15 protein-coding genes and 1 pseudogene are annotated in these 16341 nt (G+C 71.9%); 7 read left to right on the top strand and 9 right to left on the bottom strand.

Annotation, left to right across the window (positions count from 1 at the left end):
• A complete protein-coding gene (locus ACIRVF_RS11120) occupies window positions 1-1536 on the bottom strand; it encodes a recombinase family protein (protein WP_402816012.1) in 1536 nt (511 codons plus the stop codon).
• A 146-nt stretch (window positions 1537-1682) separates the two neighbouring features.
• On the opposite strand from ACIRVF_RS11120, the gene ACIRVF_RS11115 reads away from it, so the two are divergent.
• The 3 genes and pseudogenes from ACIRVF_RS11115 (at window position 1683) to ACIRVF_RS11105 (ending at window position 4490) form a co-directional block, all read left to right on the top strand.
• The gene (locus ACIRVF_RS11115) at window positions 1683-2708 is read left to right on the top strand and encodes an NADP-dependent oxidoreductase (RefSeq protein WP_402816010.1); all 1026 of its coding nucleotides are present in this window, start codon (window positions 1683-1685) and stop codon (window positions 2706-2708) included.
• 63 nt (window positions 2709-2771) lie between these two features.
• A pseudogene (locus ACIRVF_RS11110) lies at window positions 2772-3638 on the top strand (NADP-dependent oxidoreductase); the annotation flags it as partial.
• 357 nt (window positions 3639-3995) lie between these two features.
• Window positions 3996-4490: a DUF3145 domain-containing protein gene (locus ACIRVF_RS11105; protein ID WP_218197899.1), complete on the top strand. Its 495-nt coding sequence runs from the start codon at window positions 3996-3998 to the stop codon at window positions 4488-4490.
• A 90-nt stretch (window positions 4491-4580) separates the two neighbouring features.
• Here ACIRVF_RS11105 and fabF read toward each other — a convergent pair whose 3' ends face one another.
• The 5 genes from fabF to ACIRVF_RS11080 all read right to left on the bottom strand — a co-directional run bounded on the left by fabF (window position 4581) and on the right by ACIRVF_RS11080 (window position 9621).
• Window positions 4581-5843 carry a beta-ketoacyl-ACP synthase II gene (gene fabF, locus ACIRVF_RS11100; RefSeq protein WP_402816009.1) on the bottom strand — a complete coding sequence of 421 codons (1263 nt, stop codon included), beginning with the start codon at window positions 5841-5843 and terminating at the stop codon, window positions 4581-4583.
• Window positions 5844-6025: 182 nt separating this feature from the next.
• Complete coding sequence (locus ACIRVF_RS11095) at window positions 6026-6274, bottom strand: acyl carrier protein (RefSeq protein ID WP_396236109.1); 249 nt, start codon at window positions 6272-6274, stop codon at window positions 6026-6028.
• Window positions 6275-6354: 80 nt separating this feature from the next.
• Window positions 6355-7386, bottom strand: a complete 1032-nt coding sequence (locus tag ACIRVF_RS11090; RefSeq protein ID WP_402816008.1) for a beta-ketoacyl-ACP synthase III — start codon at window positions 7384-7386, stop codon at window positions 6355-6357.
• Window positions 7383-8333, bottom strand: coding sequence for an ACP S-malonyltransferase (locus tag ACIRVF_RS11085; RefSeq protein WP_402816007.1), 951 nt, complete (start codon window positions 8331-8333; stop codon window positions 7383-7385). The genes ACIRVF_RS11090 and ACIRVF_RS11085 overlap by 4 nt, the downstream gene beginning before the upstream one ends.
• A 79-nt stretch (window positions 8334-8412) precedes the next feature.
• Window positions 8413-9621: a CdaR family transcriptional regulator gene (locus tag ACIRVF_RS11080; protein ID WP_046386013.1), complete on the bottom strand. Its 1209-nt coding sequence runs from the start codon at window positions 9619-9621 to the stop codon at window positions 8413-8415.
• A 207-nt stretch (window positions 9622-9828) separates the two neighbouring features.
• On the opposite strand from ACIRVF_RS11080, the gene ACIRVF_RS11075 reads away from it, so the two are divergent.
• Window positions 9829-10605 carry a pirin family protein gene (locus ACIRVF_RS11075; protein WP_402816006.1) on the top strand — a complete coding sequence of 259 codons (777 nt, stop codon included), beginning with the start codon at window positions 9829-9831 and terminating at the stop codon, window positions 10603-10605.
• Window positions 10606-10659: 54 nt separating this feature from the next.
• Here ACIRVF_RS11075 and ACIRVF_RS11070 read toward each other — a convergent pair whose 3' ends face one another.
• On the bottom strand, window positions 10660-11493 hold the full coding sequence (locus ACIRVF_RS11070) for a serine hydrolase domain-containing protein (RefSeq protein ID WP_402816005.1): 834 nt from the start codon (window positions 11491-11493) through the stop codon (window positions 10660-10662).
• A gap of 118 nt (window positions 11494-11611) precedes the next feature.
• On the opposite strand from ACIRVF_RS11070, the gene ACIRVF_RS11065 reads away from it, so the two are divergent.
• Together ACIRVF_RS11065 and ACIRVF_RS11060 are read left to right on the top strand one after the other, a co-directional pair.
• Window positions 11612-12115 (top strand): MerR family transcriptional regulator, encoded by a 504-nt coding sequence (locus ACIRVF_RS11065; RefSeq protein ID WP_402816004.1) that lies wholly within the window; start codon window positions 11612-11614, stop codon window positions 12113-12115.
• Window positions 12112-13125 (top strand): aldo/keto reductase, encoded by a 1014-nt coding sequence (locus tag ACIRVF_RS11060; protein ID WP_402816003.1) that lies wholly within the window; start codon window positions 12112-12114, stop codon window positions 13123-13125. Before ACIRVF_RS11065 ends, ACIRVF_RS11060 begins: the two co-directional genes overlap by 4 nt.
• A gap of 156 nt (window positions 13126-13281) precedes the next feature.
• Here the strand turns inward: ACIRVF_RS11060 and ACIRVF_RS11055 are convergent, their stop codons facing one another.
• Window positions 13282-13860, bottom strand: a complete 579-nt coding sequence (locus ACIRVF_RS11055; RefSeq protein ID WP_402816002.1) for a TIGR03086 family metal-binding protein — start codon at window positions 13858-13860, stop codon at window positions 13282-13284.
• Between the two features lie 114 nt (window positions 13861-13974).
• Between ACIRVF_RS11055 and ACIRVF_RS11050 the strand changes: the two genes are divergently transcribed.
• Window positions 13975-14976, top strand: a complete 1002-nt coding sequence (locus tag ACIRVF_RS11050; RefSeq protein ID WP_402816001.1) for a helix-turn-helix transcriptional regulator — start codon at window positions 13975-13977, stop codon at window positions 14974-14976.
• On the opposite strand, the gene ACIRVF_RS11045 is transcribed toward ACIRVF_RS11050, so the two are convergent.
• The gene (locus ACIRVF_RS11045) at window positions 14961-16175 is read right to left on the bottom strand and encodes an alpha/beta hydrolase (protein WP_402816000.1); all 1215 of its coding nucleotides are present in this window, start codon (window positions 16173-16175) and stop codon (window positions 14961-14963) included. The genes ACIRVF_RS11050 and ACIRVF_RS11045 overlap by 16 nt on opposite strands.
• Window positions 16176-16341 lie beyond the last annotated feature (166 nt).

The following is a 16341-nucleotide window of genomic DNA, read 5'->3' as shown; positions in this document are numbered from 1 at the left end:
TCAGGCCGTGGTGGGGTCCAGCTCATCCTTCTTCGGGAGAGGGACCTTATCGAGCCACGCAGTCTTCTTGCCGATCAGCATCCGGAACCCGGAGTCGATGAGCTGCTTCCGCTGGCCTTCGCGATCAAGGCCCCGCCACCGCTCTAGGTAGGTCACACCCTGGCCCTGCTCGACCCATCCCGAAGGGATGCGAGGCATAGCTTCAAGAGCGGCCTTGCGCGCCTTGTAGCCGTCCATCCGGCTCCGGTACCCCGCTGGGTCGTGGTCCCAGTCACCTTCTTCGTCCTGGCGGCGAAGCCGGTCCATGCGCTTCAGAACCTCGGCAAGCTCTTGGCTGGAGTCACTGCCCGGAACCCAGACGCGCTTCGTCACCTCAGTGTGGCCGTACTCCTGAAGGAAGTGAATCTCAACCAGCTCCTCCACGACCTCAGCCCGACAGCTGATGCCAGTGCATCGAGCTTCCTTTGGCCAGGCTCCGCACTGGTAGTACCGGTATACGACTTCGATGCCGTCGCTGTTTACGCTCCGCGAGACCTTGTGGATGGCCTTAGAGAGGCAGTTCCCGCAGTGGGCCACCCCGTACATGGGCGAGGTGTCGTTGATCCGCCGTTCGCCCGTCTGGCGGCGACGGCCAACCGCGGCCTGCAATGTTGCCCACTCCTCCGAGGTGAACACCGGAGGCGCAAGCACGATGGGCTGGCCGTTTTCATCATGTATGACTTCCTTGCGGTGCTTCTTGTGGCCTAGGCATGCTTCGTCCGTAAGCACAAGCCTCACCGAGGACTCGGACCACCGCTCTGGAGTGCCGGCCTCGCCGCCGCGGGCCTTTACCGGCTTGCCCTTTGCCACCCGCGCCCGGTCCCGGGCGGTCAGGACGCCCTGCGCATTCAAGCGTTGGGCGATCTTGGTGAACGTCACGTCGCGATCGTTGATCATCTCATGGCGCATGCGATGCAGCTCGGCCACCGCCTCCTCATCAAGCTCAAGGTAGGCAGCCGTCTTTCCGCTCTCATAGCGGTGAACGATCTTGTAGCCGAAGGGCGCGATCCCACCAGGCCATCGGTTCGAGTACCGGCGCCGATCGTGGGAGTCCTGGACCCGTTGCTTAATCCGCTCAAGCTCCTTGTGGGGCCCAAGGCTCTTGACGTGCAGAATCGCCCGGCCCTCGGGAGTCTGCATCTGTCGGGTGAACTCGGGGTCATCTAGGACGACTATGAGCTTGCCCCACTTCAGCACCTCAAAGATGAGTGCCATCACGTGGGGCTCGCTGCGACTGAGCCGATCTTGGGTGGTCACCCACAGTTCGTCCCACCGATCCCGGTTGTGCTCCTGCAGCCAGGGGCCCAGCTTGGGGCGACGAAAGGGGTCAATGTCTCCGGAGATGCTGAGGTCTTCCGTGTCCCCCACCACAATCACGCCCTCTTCGTGGGCGCGGGCGCGAAGTTTCTTGTCCTGAGCCTCAATCGACTCGGACACCTCGCCCTTGTCGTCAGAGATGCGCTTACTCAGCAGCACTCGACGTAGCTGATTGTCCATCCCGGCATCATGCTGACTGGTGCACTCTCTGTCAACAGGCAGTTATAGAGCGTGGTATGTACGGGGCAAAACCTATACTTGACTGTCTGAACCTTTCATGTGCAGCATTGGTTCATTCGTTCAACCTTTCACGTAGGAGCAGCGCAGTGACCGACAACGTGATTCCTGTCACTAGCCGAGAGTGGCACCTTGCCGCCCGCCCTGAGGGCTGGCCGGTGCCCTCCGACTTCGCCCTGGTCGAGGCCCCGGTCCGAACGCCGGGTCCGGGCGAGATCCTGGTTCGCAACATCCACCTCTCGGTCGACCCGTACATGAGGGGCAGGATGTCGGCGCGCAAGTCGTACGTGGAGCCGTACGAACTGGGCAAGCCGATGCTGGGTGGGGCGGTCGGTCAGGTGGTCGCCTCCCAGGCGGAGGGTTTCGCCGAGGGTGATTACGTCCTGCACTTCTTCGGCTGGCGTGAGTACGCAACCTTCGACGCCAAGACGTCCGTCAAGGTCTCCCCGGACGCGGCGCCTCTCTCGACCTATCTGGGCGTGCTGGGCATGCCGGGTCTGACCGCCTACGCGGGTCTGACGCGGATTGCAGAGATCAAGGCCGGCGACGTGGTCTTCGTGTCCGGCGCGGCCGGTGCTGTGGGTGGCATCGTCGGCCAGATCGCCAAGCTGAAGGGTGCGGCGCGGGTGATCGGCTCCGCCGGCTCGGACGAGAAGGTTCAGCTTCTCGTGGAGGAGTACGGCTTCGATGCCGCGTTCAACTACAAGAACGGCCCGGTTGCCGAGCAGCTTCAGGCGGCGGCCCCCGACGGCATCGACGTGTACTTCGACAACGTGGGCGGCGAGCACCTGGAAGCTGCCATCGAGGCAATGAACCTGCATGGCCGGATCGTGGTCTGCGGCATGATCTCGCAGTACAACGCCACCGAGCCCACGCCGGCCCCGCGCAACCTCGCGCAGATCATCGCCAAGCGCTTCCGCATGGAGGGGCTGCTCGTCGGCGACCACTACGACCTCCAGCCGAAGTTCGTCGAGGAGGTCTCGGCGTGGGTGCGCTCGGGTGAGCTCAAGTACCGCGAGACGGCGACCCATGGCATCGACAGTGCTGTGGACGCCTTCCTCGGCCTGCTCAGCGGTGACAACGTCGGCAAGATGCTGATCACGCTTCCGGAGTAGTCGCGCCCAGGCCTGCCCGCCTCTTTAGCGGGTACGGGCAGGCCTCCCAATTTTGGTGAAGAGCCCGGTATCCGAGGCCGGATGAACGACGTGAAGTCGTACGTGCCCCCGTTCCAGCTCGGCCAGGCCATGGACGGCGGCGCCGTCGGCTACGTGGTCGCCTCGGAGGCGGAGGGCTTCGCCCCGGGCGACGCCGTGCTGCACGGGCTCGGCTGGCGCGAGTACGCCACCCTCGACGCCAAGCACGCGGTCAAGGTCGACCCGGAGGCCGCCCCGCTCTCCGCCTACCTCGGCGTGCTCGGCATGCCCGGCCTGACCGCCTACGCCGGACTGCTCGCCGTCGGCGGCCTCAAGGAGGGCGACAAGGTCTTCGTCTCCGGCGCGGCCGGCGCGGTCGGTTCGCTGGTCGGCCAGATCGCGAAGCTCAAGGGCGCGTCGCTGGTGGTCGGCTCGGCCGGCTCGGCGGAGAAGGTCGCCAAGCTGGTGGACGAGTACGGCTTCGACGCCGCGTTCAACTACAAGGACGCCCCGGTCGCCGAGCAGCTCGCCAAGGCCGCCCCGGAGGGCATCGACCTCTACTTCGACAACGTCGGCGGCGACCACCTGGAGGCCGCGATCGGCGCCCTCGGTGTGCACGGCCGGGCGGTGCTCTGCGGCGCGATCGCCCAGTACAACGAGACCACCGCACCCGCCGCCCCGCGCAACCTGGCGCTGGCCATCGGCAAGCGGCTGCGCCTGGAGGGCATGCTGGTGCGCGACCACGCCGACCTCCAGCCGCAGTTCGTCACCGAGGTGGCCGGCTGGCTGAAGTCCGGCGAACTGCGCACCGAGGAGACCGTGGTGGACGGCTTCGAGAACGCCGCCCAGGCCTTCATCGACCTGCTGCGCGGCGTCAACACCGGCAAGATGGTCGTCCGCCTGGAAGGCTGACGCTCCGTCAGAAGCCGTGACCGCCCCGCCGCCGCCCCCCGACCGGGCGCGCGGGGCGGTTCGCGTGCACGGCGCGGAGGATCCGGCCGCACTACCGCATTCCGGCCGGATCCGAAAGAGCGTCATCCATCCCGCGGCGCCGCGCGGTACGGTGGTCCCGCCCGGCGATGGGGCCGTTCGGGGGAGAGATCCGGCCGAGGGGTAGACCTCGTTGAGGATTCGACTAGCATTGAGCGAAAGCCTGTCCGTTTTGCTCAATTTAGTAGCTTAATGTCGGCTAACGTGGGTAACTGTGGATCAACTGCAGGCACGAGGCAGCTGGGGAAGGCGACCCTCGTCCACAGCCTGGAGGTCCCGGTGACGACACGTGGAGTTCTGTACATCCACTCCGCGCCCCGCGCGCTGTGCCCGCACGTCGAGTGGGCCGTCGCGGGGGTGCTCGGTGTACGGGTGAGCCTGGACTGGATCCGCCAGCCGGCCGCACCCGGGCACTGGCGCGCCGAGCTCTCCTGGCAGGGGGAGCCCGGCACCGCCTCGAAGCTCGCCTCCGCACTGCGCGGCTGGCAGCTCATGCGGTACGAGGTGACCAGCGAGCCCTGCGCCACGGCGGAGGGGGAGCGGTACAGCAGCACGCCCTCGCTCGGCATCTTCCACGCCGTCACGGGCATCCACGGCGACATCCTGATCCCCGAGGACCGGCTGCGGGCCGTCCTGCTGCGCGCCCGCAGCGAGGGGGCCGACCTGGAGGCCGAGATCTCCCGGCTGCTCGGCAAGCCCTGGGACGACGAGCTGGAGCCGTTCCGGTACGCGGGCGAGGGCGCCCCGGTGCGCTGGCTGCACCAGGTGGTCTGAACGCCGGGCGGCCCCCAGGGCCGGCGGGTACGACGGGTACGACGAAGGGGCCGGCGCTCACGGAGAGCGCCGGCCCCTTCGGTCCGGGCGTCAGCGGGTGCGGAAGGCCAGCACCACGTTGTGGCCGCCGAAGCCGAACGAGTTGTTCAGCGCGGCGATCCGGCCCTGGGGCAGCGGGGTCGCCTCGGTGACGATCTTCGCGTCCACCTCGTCGTCGAGCTCCTCGACGTTGATGGTCGGCGGGGCGACCCGGTGGTACAGCGCCTGCACGGTGGCGACGGTCTCGATGCCGCCGGCGCCGCCCAGCAGGTGGCCGGTCATCGACTTGGTGGCCGAGACCAGGATGTGGTCGAGGTCCTCGCCCAGTTCCTTGCGCAGCGCCTTCAGCTCGGCGGTGTCGCCCTGGGGGGTCGAGGTGGCGTGCGCGTTGACGTGCACGATCTCGGACTTGTCCAGCTCGTTGCGCTCGAACAGGTCGGCCAGCGCGCGGGCCACGCCGGCGCCGGTCGGCTCGGGCTGGGCGATGTGGTGGGCGTCCGAGGACAGACCCTGGCCGACCGCCTCGCAGTAGATCCGGGCGCCCCGGGCCTCGGCGTGCTCAAGCGACTCCAGCACGACCACACCGGCGCCCTCGCCCAGCACGAAGCCGTCGCGGGCCTTGTCGTACGGGCGCGAGGCGCGCTCGGGGTCGTCGTTGTTCTTGGACATCGCCATCATGTTGGCGAACGCCGCGATCGGCAGCGGGTGGATCGCCGCCTCGGTGCCACCGGCCACCACGACGTCGGCGCGGCCGCTGCGGATCATCTCGATCGCGTAGCCGATCGCCTCGGCGCCGGAGGCGCAGGCGGAGACGGGGGTGTGCACGCCCGCGCGGGCGCCGACCTCCAGGCCGACGTTGGCCGCCGGGGAGTTGGGCATCAGCATCGGGACGGTGTGCGGGGAGACCTTGCGGGCGCCCTTCTCCTTCAGCACGTCGTACTGGTCGAGGAGGGTGGTGACGCCGCCGATGCCGGAGGCGATCACGGCGCCCAGGCGCTCGGGGGCGAGCTTGGAGGACTCGTCGGTGGCCGGGGTCTCGAAGCCCGCGTCGGACCAGGCCTCGCGGGCGGCGATCAGCGCGAACTGCGCGGAGCGGTCCAGCTTGCGGGCCAGCGGGCGGGGCAGGATCTCGCCCGGTTCGACGGCGGTGCGCGCGGCGATCCGGACCGGCAGGTCCTGGGCCCACTCCTCGGTCAGGGCCGCCACGCCGGAGCGCCCGGCGACCAGGTTCTCCCAGGTCGTGGCGGCGTCGCCGCCCAGCGGCGTGAAGGCGCCGATACCCGTGACGACCACGGCTCGGTTCTCAGCGGTCACTGGTTTCTCTTCTTTCACGTTCGTGCGAGGTCGGCGGCGAGCCGAAGAAGGGCCCGGCCGGGCGCCCGGTGGGGCGTCCCGGCCGGCGGGTCGGCCTGGCTCGGGGGAGCTGGACCGACGGGTCAGCCGTCCGAGGCGTGGTTCACGCCGGACGGACTGGGCGACTCGAACGAGTCGATCGCTCAGGCGGCGGCGTTGGTGAGGATGTAGTTCACCGCGTCGCCGACGGTCTTGAGGTTCTTGACCTCGTCGTCCGGGATCTTGACGTCGAAGCGCTCCTCGGCGGCCACGACGACCTCGACCATGGACAGCGAGTCGACGTCCAGGTCGTCGGTGAAGGACTTGTCCAGCTGGACGTCCTCGACCGGGATGCCGGCGATCTCGTTGACGATCTCGGCGAGACCTTCCTGGACCTCGTTCTGCGTAGCCATACTGGCTGCTCCTCTTCGGTGTTGAACGTGTCCGACCGTCGGCCGAACACGGGCTTGTGGATGGATGGGGCGAAACGCGCCTAGGGGAGCGTAACGACTGCCGCGGCGTAGACGAGACCCGCCCCGAACCCGATGATCAGCGCGAGGTCGCCGCTGTGGGCCTCGCCGGACTCCAGCATGCGTTCCATCGCCAGCGGGATGGAGGCGGCGGAGGTGTTGCCGGTCTCGGCGATGTCACGGGCGACCGGCACCGACGCCGGCAGCTTGAGCGCCTTGATCATGGCGTCGGTGATCCGCATGTTGGCCTGGTGCGGGATGAAGGCGCCGAGCTGGTCGGCGGTGACCCCGGCGGCGTCCAGCGCCTGCTGGGCCACCTTGGCCATCTCCCACACCGCCCAGCGGAAGACCGGCTGGCCGTCCATCCGCAGGGCCGGCCACTTCTGCTCCTCACCCTGGCCGTTGATGGCGTCGGGCTTGGCGAAGGCGGTGTCCCAGGCCTCGGTCTGGCTGATGACGTCGGCCTGCGAGCCGTCCGACCCCCAGATCAGCTTGCCGATGCCGGGCGTGTCCGACGGGCCGACGATCGCGGCGCCGGCGCCGTCGCCGAAGATGAAGGCGGTCGAACGGTCCGACTTGTCGGTCAGGTCGCTGAGCCGCTCGACCCCGATCACCAGCACGTACTCGGCGCTGCCGCCGCGGACCATGCCGTCGGCCAGGCCCAGGCCGTAGCCGAAGCCGGCGCAGGCGGCCGAGATGTCGAAGGCCGGGGCGGTGCCGCAGCCGAGCCGCTGGGCGATCTCGGTGGCGATCGCGGGGGTCTGCTTGAGGTGCGAGACGGTCGAGACGATCACGCCGCCGATCTGCTCGGGAGCGATGCCCGCCTGGGCGATGGCCTTGCCGGCGGCCTGCACCGACATCTCGGCGACGCTCTCCTCCGGGCCCGCCCAGCGGCGCTCGGCGATCCCGCTGCGGGTGCGGATCCACTCGTCCGAGGAGTCGATCCACTCCAGGACCTCGGAGTTGGGGATGACCCGGACCGGACGGTAGCCGCCGACGCCGTGGATGCGGGAGTACTGCGCGCCGGTGGCGGGGCGGATCTGCGGCTTGGTCATGCCTGCTCCTCCTGGTCCTGACCGCCGTGCTCGGCGACGAGCTCGCGGGCCTTGTCCAGATCGGCCGGGGTCTTCAGGGCGAGCGTGGCCACACCCTTGAGGTTGCGCTTGAGCAGCCCGGTGAGCGTGCCCGCGGGGGACAGCTCGATCACGGCGGTCGCGCCCAGCCGGCCGAGGGTCTCCATGCAGAGGTCCCAGCGGACCGGGTTGGAGACCTGCGACACCAGGCGCGCCAGCACCTCGGCGCCGGAGTCGACGACCCCGCCGTCCTTGTTGGACACGTAGCGGACCTGCGGGTCGGCGACGGTCAGGCTGGGGGCCAGCGTGGCCAGCCGCTCGACGCCGGGGGCCATGTGCTCGGTGTGGAAGGCACCGGCGACCTTGAGGGCGATCAGCTTGGCGCCGGCCGGCGGGTCCGCCTTCAGCGCCTCCAGCTGGGCCAGCGTGCCGGCCGCGACGATCTGGCCGCCGCCGTTGTTGTTGGCCGCGGTCAGGCCGTGCTCGGCCAGCTTGGCCGCGACGGCCTCCGGGTCGCCGCCGAGCACGGCGGTCATGCCGGTCTCGGTGACGGTGGCGGCCTCGGCCATGGCCCGGCCGCGCTCACGGACGAAGGCGAGCGCGTCGTGGGCGCTGAGCACCCCGGCACCGGCCGCGGCGGTGATCTCGCCGACGCTGTGGCCGGCGACGGCGCCGACCAGCTTGCGGGCGTCCGCCTCGTCCGGGAACAGCTCACGGGCGGTCACCAGACCGGCCGCGACCAGCAGCGGCTGGGCGACGGCGGTGTCCTTGATCTCCTCGGCGGACGCCTCGGTGCCGGCGTGCACCAGGTCGAGCCCGGCGACCTCCGACCAGCCGCGCAGGCGGTCGGCGACACCGTCGAGCTCCAGCCAGGAGCTGAGGAAACCGGGGGACTGGGCACCCTGTCCAGGGGCGACGATTACGAGCACGGTTCAACCCTCTCTCGCCAGGCGCCCAGGGGCGGGTAGGCGACGGTAACGAAGAAAACCATCCGGGATTGTATGGTCCCTACACCCCGGCCCGACCGGGCTCGGCGGCGGAGGTCAGCCGGCCGAGGGCAAGTGCGATCCGCAGGGTGAATGCCGAACGTACGTCGGAGGGGGCGTACCCCGTGACGTCGGTCACACGTCGTAGCCGGTAGCGCACCGTGTTGGGGTGCACGAAGAGCATCCGGGCCGCACCCTCCAGCGAGGACGCCTGCTCCAGGTAGACGCTCAGCGTCTCCAGCAGGGCGGAGCCGGCTTCGTCCAGTGGTGTGTAGATCTCCTCCACCAACTGGCGGCGGGCGGCCTGATCCCCGGCCAGCGCCCGTTCGGGCAGCAGGTCGTCGGCGAGCACGGGGCGCGGGGCGTCCGGCCAGGCGGCGCAGGCGCGCAGGCCGGCTGCGGCGGCGTGCGCCGAGCGGGTCGCCGAGAGCAGGTCCGGCACGGTCGGGCCGATCACCACCGGGCCCGGCGCGAACTGGCCGATCAGCGCCCGGGCGGCGTGCACCGGCTCCTTGTCGCCGCCGACCACGACCACCAGGCGCTTGCCCAGCACCCCGGTCAGCACGTTCAGCTTGGCGTACCGGGCGGCTCGGCGGATCGCCTCGACCACCAGCTCGCTGTCGCCGTCCGGGGCGCTGCCCATCACCACCCGCACCTGGCTGGGCTGCCCCCAGCCGAGCGCGGCGGCGCGGGACAGCACGCCCTCGTCGGCGTCGCCGGACAGCAGGGAGTTGACCACCAGTGCTTCCAGTCGGGCGTCCCAGGCGCCGCGCGCCTCGGCCGCCTGGGCGTACACCTGGGCGGTGGCGAAGGCGATCTCCCGGGCGTACACCAGCACGGACTCGCGCATGTCCGCCTCGTCGCCGGGGGCGGCCACCTCCTCGATGGCCTCCTCCATCACCTCGATCGTGGTGCGGATCAGCTCGACGGTCTGGCGCAGCGTGATCGCCCTGGTCAGCTCGCGCGGGGCGGTGCCGAAGACGTCGGTGGAGATCGCCCGGGCGGCCTCGGGGTGGCGGTACCACTCGGTGAAGGCGGCGATGCCGGCCTGGGCGACCAGGCCGATCCAGGAGCGGTGCTCCGGCGGCATCCGCCGGTACCAGCCGAGTTGGTCGTCCATCCGCGCGATCGCGGCGGTGGCCAGCTTCCCCGAGGACTTCTCCAGCCGCTTGAGGGTCGCCGCCCGGCGCTCGGCCCGCTCGGCGGCGTTTCTGCGCTCCTGCGCCGTCAGGCGGGGCGCCGGGCGGCCGGGGCGGTCGCGGCCGGCCCGGGGAGCGGGGCTCTTCCCGGTGGGTTCGGCTGCGGGACTGGGTTCGCTCTTGGGGTTCGAGGAAGCGGCTGGCACAAGGACAAGACTGCCTCACGCGAGTGACTGCTCGTGCACACCCCCCGGCGCCGGGGCGCGGTGGTCCCGGTCGCAGCGGTTACGGTGAGGGGCGTGACCGACGCCCCTGAACGCCCCCGCGCCGACCTGCGCCGCGCCGGCGAGCGCTACCGCTCCACCCCCGCCGAGGGCATCGAGACCCGACACGCGTTCTCCTTCTCCGGCCACTACGACCCGAAGAACACCCACTTCGGCGCGCTGCTCGCGTGCAACGAGGAACTCCTCGCCCCCGGTGCCGGGTTCGAGGAGCACAAGCACCGGGACACCGAGATCCTCACCTGGGTGCTGGAGGGCGCGCTGGCCCACCGGGACTCGCACGGCCACAGCGGCGTGGTGCGCCCGGGGATGATCCAGCACCTCAGCGCGGGCTCCGGGGTCACCCACACCGAGCGCAACGTCGGCGGCGCCACCGGGCCGGTGCGCTTCGTCCAGATGTGGCTGCAGCCGGACGAGTTCGACGTCGCCCCCGGGTACGGGCTGCGCGGGGTGGAACCGGCGGACGGCGGGTTGACGCTGTTGGCCTCCGGGCTGGAGCGGGACGCCGGGACGGACGCCCTGCGGCTGCGACGCCGCGACGCCGCGCTCTGGCTGGCCGCCGCCGGCCCGTGGCAGCCGCTGCCGCAGCTGCCCGGGGCGCCGTGGCGGTACGCGCACCTGACGGCCGGCTCACTGGGGTACCGGACGGTCCCCGGGCCCAAGGGCGGCGGCCGTTCGATGGTGCCCGGCGACAGCGTGCGGATCACCGGGGACGCCTTCGCCGACCCGACGGCGGGCGACACCGGCGCCGAACTCCTGCTGTGGGAGATGCACTCGCCGGTCTCGTACGGCTAGGGCCCGTCCGGCGTCGCGCGCCCGGCACGATCCGCTGGACAGGCCCTCGGGCCGTCAGCTGCCGAGCTCGGCCAGGACGGCGTCGGACAGCGGCGGCCAGGCGTCGACCGACCAGGGGCCGAAGTCCCGGTCGGTGAGCGTGAGGCAGGCCACGCCGGCCTCGGGGTCGACCCAGAGGAAGGTGCCGGACTGGCCGAAGTGGCCGAAGGTCCCGGGGGAGTTGGCGGTGCCGGTCCAGTGCGGGCTCTTGCCGTCGCGGATCTCGAAGCCGAGGCCCCAGTCGTTCGGGCGCTGGTGGCCGTAGCCGGGCAGCACGCCGCCGGTGCCCGGGAAGGCGACCTCGCGGGTGGCCCGCCGGACGGTCGACGGGTCCAGCAGCTTCGGGGACTGGAGTTCGGCGGCGAACCGGGTGAGGTCGGCCGCCGTGGACAGGCCGCCGGCGCCGGCCGGGGACTTGCTCGCCGTGTTGATCAGGGTGTCGTGCATGCCCAGCGGCTCGAACACCGCCTCGGCCACGTACTGGTGGAAGGCGATCCCGGCGGCTTCGGCCAGGGTCAGGGCGAGCACGTCGAAACCGGCGTTGGAGTAGAGCCGGCGCTTGCCGGGCTCGGCGAACGGCCGGTGCTCGTCGAAGCCGAGGCCCGAGGTGTGGGCGAGCAGGTGGCGGACGGTCGAGCCGGGCGGGCCGGCCGGGTCGTCCAGCTCGAACACGCCCTCCTCCAGGGCGACCAGTGCCGCATAGGAGGTGAGCAGCTTGGTCACCGAGGCCAGCGGGAAGAGGTGCTGCTGGGGCCCGTGGGCGCCCAGCACCGCGCCGTCCGACCCCCGGACGACCGCCGCGGCGGCGTGGGGCACGGGCCAGTTCTCGATCATCCGCAAGCTCTCCATGCGGTCGATGCTAGCCGGGGCCGGAGAGGGGTGGTGGGGCCACCCGGCTGCGCGGCTTGCCTGGAGTGCACTCCAACTCGGTAGCGTCGTGCTCGTCACAGGACAGGGGGAATCGATCATGGCCACACCCGCGCGTGCCCGGGCCGGTCTGCGCAGCTGCGCCGAGGTGTTCAACCACCCGGTCGGCGATCCGGACCGGACCGCCCGGCACACCATCAGCGAGGTCGCGGCGGCCAGCGGGCTTACCGCCCACACCCTGCGCTGGTACGAGCGGATCGGCCTGCTCGACCCGGTCGACCGCGCGGTCGGCGGCCAGCGCCGCTACAGCGACGGGGACCTGCACCGGCTGGCCTTCCTGGGCCGGCTGCGGCTGACCGGGATGTCGGTGGCGGACATGCTCAAGTACGTCGACATGGTCCGCCGCGGCGAGCAGACCTACGTCGAGCGCCGACAGCTGCTGGAGGCGCAGCGCGAGGAGGTCCGGCAGAGGATCGTCGACCTCCAGGCCACCCTGTCCGTCCTCGACCACAAGATCGATCTCTACGCCGGGAGGATCGTCGACGCCACCGGCGCCCCGGTCCAATGCCAGTACTACCGAGCAGAGGAAGAGCAGAGCGCATGACCCACCCCCTCCTTCCCACCGCCCCCCTCGGCACCGACGGCCCGCTGGTGGGCATCCAGGGCCTCGGCTGCATGGGCATGAGCGAGTTCTACGGCCCGACCGACTCCGACGAGGCGCTCGCCACACTGGACGCCGCGCTGGAGGCCGGTGTCACGCTGTTCGACACCGCGGACATGTACGGTGCCGGCCGCAACGAGGAGTTCATCGGCCCGTTCGTCCGGGCCAACCGGGACAAGGTGGTGCTCGCCACCAAGTTCGCCATCGAGCGCGACCCGGCCGACCCGACCAAGCGCGCCATCCGCAACGACCCGGAGTACATCCGCACCGCCGTCGAGGGGTCGCTGCGCCGCCTCGGCGTGGACGTGATCGACCTCTACTACATGCACCGCCGCAACCCGGACGTGCCGCTGGCCGAATCGGTCGGGGCCATGGCCGAGTTGGTCCGGGCCGGCAAGGTGCGCCACCTGGGCCTGTCCGAGGTGACCGGGGCCGAGCTGCGCGAGGCGCACGCCGTCCACCCGATCGCCGCGGTGCAGTCCGAGTGGTCGGTGTTCGCCCGTGACGTCGAGCGCTCGGCGGTGCCGGCCGCGGCCGAGCTGGGTGTCGCCTTCGTGCCGTACTCGCCGCTCGGGCGCGGCTTCCTGACCGGCGCGTTCCAGGACGCCGCGACGCTGGCGCCGGACGACTTCCGCCGCACCCACCCGCGGTACACCGGTGAGAACGCCGTCGCCAACGGCGAACTCCTCACCCCGATGCGGAAGATCGCCGAGGCCCACGAGGCGACGCTCGCCCAGGTCGCGCTGGCCTGGGTGCACCAGCGGGCCGAGGTGCACGGGCTGACCGTGGTGCCGATCCCGGGCACCCGCAAGCGCAGCCGGCTGGCCGAGAACACCGCCGCGGCGACCCTGCGGCTGAGCGCCGAGGAGCTGGCGCTGCTGGAGACGCTGGCCGGTCAGGTGGCGGGCGACCGCTACGCGGACATGCGCAACACCTCGGTCGGGCGGGAGTAATGCCGCGGGGGCCGGGGGGGGGGGGCCCCCCCCCCCCCCCCCCCCGGGGGGGGGGGGCCGGGGGGCCCCCCCCCCCCCCCCCCCCGGGGGGGGGGGGGGGTTGGGGGGGGGGGGGGGGGGGGGGCGCCCCCCCCCCGCCCCCGGGCCCCGGGTCGTTCAGACCTTGCGGCCCGTCCAGGCGGCCAGCCGGGTGTGGACGTCGGCGTCCTCGGCGACCGGCCGCACCGGGCCGAACGGGACGCCCTCGACCCGGCTCTCCGGCGGCAGGACCAGCTCGGCGACGGCCAGCGCGGTGCGGGCCACCCCGTCGTCCAGCACGAAGCCCTTGTCGAGGGCGGTGGCGATGTCCCAGCAGTGGGTGGCGAGTTCCATCACGTAGCCGCCGACCGCGACCGCTCCGGGCACCTCGCCCCAGGGGGCGAAGGTCGGGCGGCCCAGCTTGCTGTCGTCGGCCCAGGCGGCGGTCACCCGGGCGCGGGCCCGGTCCAGCACGGCGGTCCAGCCGTCGTCCGACGGGTCGTCGATGGCGGCCACGACGTCCTCGGCGTGACCTCCCTCGCCCATGTACGCGAAGCGGTGGATGCCGCCGATCACGTGGTTCATCAGCTGACGCAGCGTGTACTCCTCGCAGGGAGTGGGCCGGTCGAGGTCGGCGGGCGTGACGGTGGCGAACAGCCGGTCCAGCTGGGCGAGGGCGGTCTGGTACTGCGGGCGGGCGTCCTGGACGGCGCTCATGTGTGGTCAGCTCCCTTGTGCGGTGCGGTGGTTCGGGTCGCCCTTGCGGGCCCGGAACGCAATCTCCCAGTAAAACCTGACAACGGCCGTCAGGATTTCTGGGAACCTGGTGTCATGAAGGCCGACCGCCTGCTCTCGATCCTGCTCCTGCTCCAGACCCGCGGCCGGGTGCCCGCCACCGAACTGGCCGAACGGCTGGAGGTGTCCGTCCGCACCATCTACCGGGACGTCGAGTCGCTGTCCGCCGCCGGGGTGCCGGTGTTCACCGAACGCGGCCGGCACGGCGGCATCAACCTGCTGCCCGGCTACCGCACCGACGTCACCGGGCTGACCGCCGACGAGGCCCGGGCGCTGTTCGTGCTCTCCGCCCAGGGCGCGCACAGCGACCTCGGGCTGGACGGCGCGCTCGGCTCGGCGCTGCGCAAGGTGATGGCGGCGCTGCCCGCCCCGCACCGCCCGGCCGCCGAGCGGGTCAGCGAGCGCATCCTGGTCGACCCGGCCCGCTGGATGCAGAACTCCCAGGCGGGCGCCGCCGCCGGGCCGGACCTGGGTGAGCTGCAGTACGCCGTTTTCGCCGACCGGCGGCTGCGGCTGCGCTACCGGCACAGCGGCACGCCCGCGCCGGTGGAGTACACCGTCGACCCGTACGGCCTGGTGAACAAGGCCGCGGTCTGGTACCTGGTGGCCGATCTGCACGGTGAGCCGCGGCTGTTCCGGGTCGACCGGGTGCTGACCGCCGAGACCACGGAGGAGACGGTGCGCCGCCGGGCCGGGGTGGCGCTCGGCGAGGTGTGGGCGGCGCTGCGCGAGCAGGTCGAGCGGCTGCCGAAGGAGGTACCGGTGCGGGTGCGGGTCCGGCGCGGGCGGCTGGACATGTTCCTGCGCATCCACGGCGGCCGGGTCACGGCGCAGCCGCCGGACCCGGGGGCCGGCCCGGCCGAGGAGTGGGTCGAGCTGGCGCTGGCCTTCCCGGCCGCGGCGGCCGTCCGCTCACTGCTGGCCTTCGGCGCGGACGCCGAGGTGCTGGCCCCGCAGGCCGCCCGGCGCGAGCTGGCCCGGGCGGCGGCGGAGGCCCTGCGGCTCTACCAGGACGAGGTGCCTCAGGAGTTGGGCTGAGCCCGGACCACGTCGCCGTAGTCCCCGAGGGAGATGGCCGCGAAGTTGTGCAGGCTGTCGGTGCCGTCGGTGAAGTACCCGTTGTGGCCGGAGGCCCGGGCGGAGGAGATCTGCTCGGCGCCGAAGCCGCTGCCGGTCGGGTCGGCGCCGTGGCCGAGCTTGCCGACCTCCAGGAACGGGACGTTGCCGATCCAGTCGCTGGGGTTGCGGGTGGCCCACACGTGCACGCCGCCGCCGAGATCGCCGGCGGACTGGACGCCCATGCCGGGGCTGCCGAACACCATCATGTCGGTGATGCCCGAGGTGTCGGACGGCGAGGCGGCCGCGCGCGGGATCTTCGGGCCGGCGGTGCCGCAGACCACCGAGCCGTAGGAGTGGCAGAGCAGCGCCGGGGGCGCGTCCGGCCGGGTGGTCTCCTTGAGGCCGGCCAGCAGGCGCTGCAGCCGGGGTGCGGCCACGTCGGCGAGCCGGGAGGTGGCCGCGTCCGGGCCGAGGCCGGAGGGGGTGACGTACCCGGTCCAGGCGATCACGGCGGTGCGGGTGCCCGGGGCCTGGCGCTGCTCCTCGGCGTACAGGGCGCGGGCCATGCCGGCGGCTCCGCGCAACGGCTCGGCCGTCTGGTCGAAGTGGCCGAGGTCGGCGTCCGAGCCGGGGACGATCACGGAGATCCGCTCGGCATCGGCGAGGTCGCCCCAGACCTCGGTGACCAGGCCGCGGCCGCGGGGGTCGAAGGCGAGGATCTGCCGGCCGGGGGCGAGCAGGTGGTCGACGTCGTTGGCGCGGGAGACGGCCAGCGCGCGGGTGTCGGCGTCCAGCTTCCGGTCGGCCGCGCGGACCCGGGCGGCGTCGCGTTCGTCGGCCAGGGCGATGCGGTTGGCCCGGTAGCGCAGGTCCAGCGGGGCGCCGTCGTAGTTGCCGACGACCAGGGGGTACTGCTTGATCAGCCGGTCCAGCTCGGTGGGGGCGAGCGAGGCGAAGAAGGCGGCGGCGTCGGCCGGGCTGGTGGTGGCCGGGTCGGGCAGGGAGCGGCCGAAGGAGTGGTCCTGCACCCAGGCGGCGCTGCCGGCCGGGGGCGTGGAGATCGCCAACTGCTCGGAGGAGACCGCTGCCGCGGCCGCCGAGGCGCCGGCGTCGGCGAGCACGGCACAACCCGCGAACGCCCCGATCAGTACCCGCTTCCAGCGTCGACGCTTGCGCACCGCACCAACTCCCTCGGGCCCGTCACCGTTTCTCGGGCGGTGCCCGGAGGGTGCGATTGGACTGCTGAACTTCCCTGCGCAAGCGTAGAGGTCACGAGAGGGTGACGGACCCGCCTAAACTGTGGGATGGATCACATGAACCACGCGTGTCCTGGCGGCGTCCTCG

The sequence above is a fragment of the Kitasatospora sp. NPDC101157 genome, from assembly GCF_044768255.1.
GTDB lineage: Bacteria > Actinomycetota > Actinomycetes > Streptomycetales > Streptomycetaceae > Kitasatospora.
The sequence above is the reverse complement of the archived record's forward strand: the minus strand, read 5'-3'. Positions and strand labels throughout refer to the sequence as shown.

Excerpts from the sequence above, each read along its gene's own strand:
- ACIRVF_RS11065 (WP_402816004.1), top strand. The coding sequence starts at position 11,612 with ATGGCCACACCCGCGCGTGCCCGGGCCGGTCTGCGCAGCTGCGCCGAG.
- ACIRVF_RS11050 (WP_402816001.1), top strand. The coding sequence starts at position 13,975 with ATGAAGGCCGACCGCCTGCTCTCGATCCTGCTCCTGCTCCAGACCCGC.
- ACIRVF_RS11120 (WP_402816012.1), bottom strand. The coding sequence starts at position 1,536 with ATGGACAATCAGCTACGTCGAGTGCTGCTGAGTAAGCGCATCTCTGAC.
- ACIRVF_RS11095 (WP_396236109.1), bottom strand. The coding sequence starts at position 6,274 with ATGGCTACGCAGAACGAGGTCCAGGAAGGTCTCGCCGAGATCGTCAAC.
- ACIRVF_RS11060 (WP_402816003.1), top strand. The coding sequence starts at position 12,112 with ATGACCCACCCCCTCCTTCCCACCGCCCCCCTCGGCACCGACGGCCCG.
- ACIRVF_RS11090 (WP_402816008.1), bottom strand. The coding sequence starts at position 7,386 with ATGACCAAGCCGCAGATCCGCCCCGCCACCGGCGCGCAGTACTCCCGC.
- ACIRVF_RS11070 (WP_402816005.1), bottom strand. The coding sequence starts at position 11,493 with ATGGAGAGCTTGCGGATGATCGAGAACTGGCCCGTGCCCCACGCCGCC.
- ACIRVF_RS11055 (WP_402816002.1), bottom strand. The coding sequence starts at position 13,860 with ATGAGCGCCGTCCAGGACGCCCGCCCGCAGTACCAGACCGCCCTCGCC.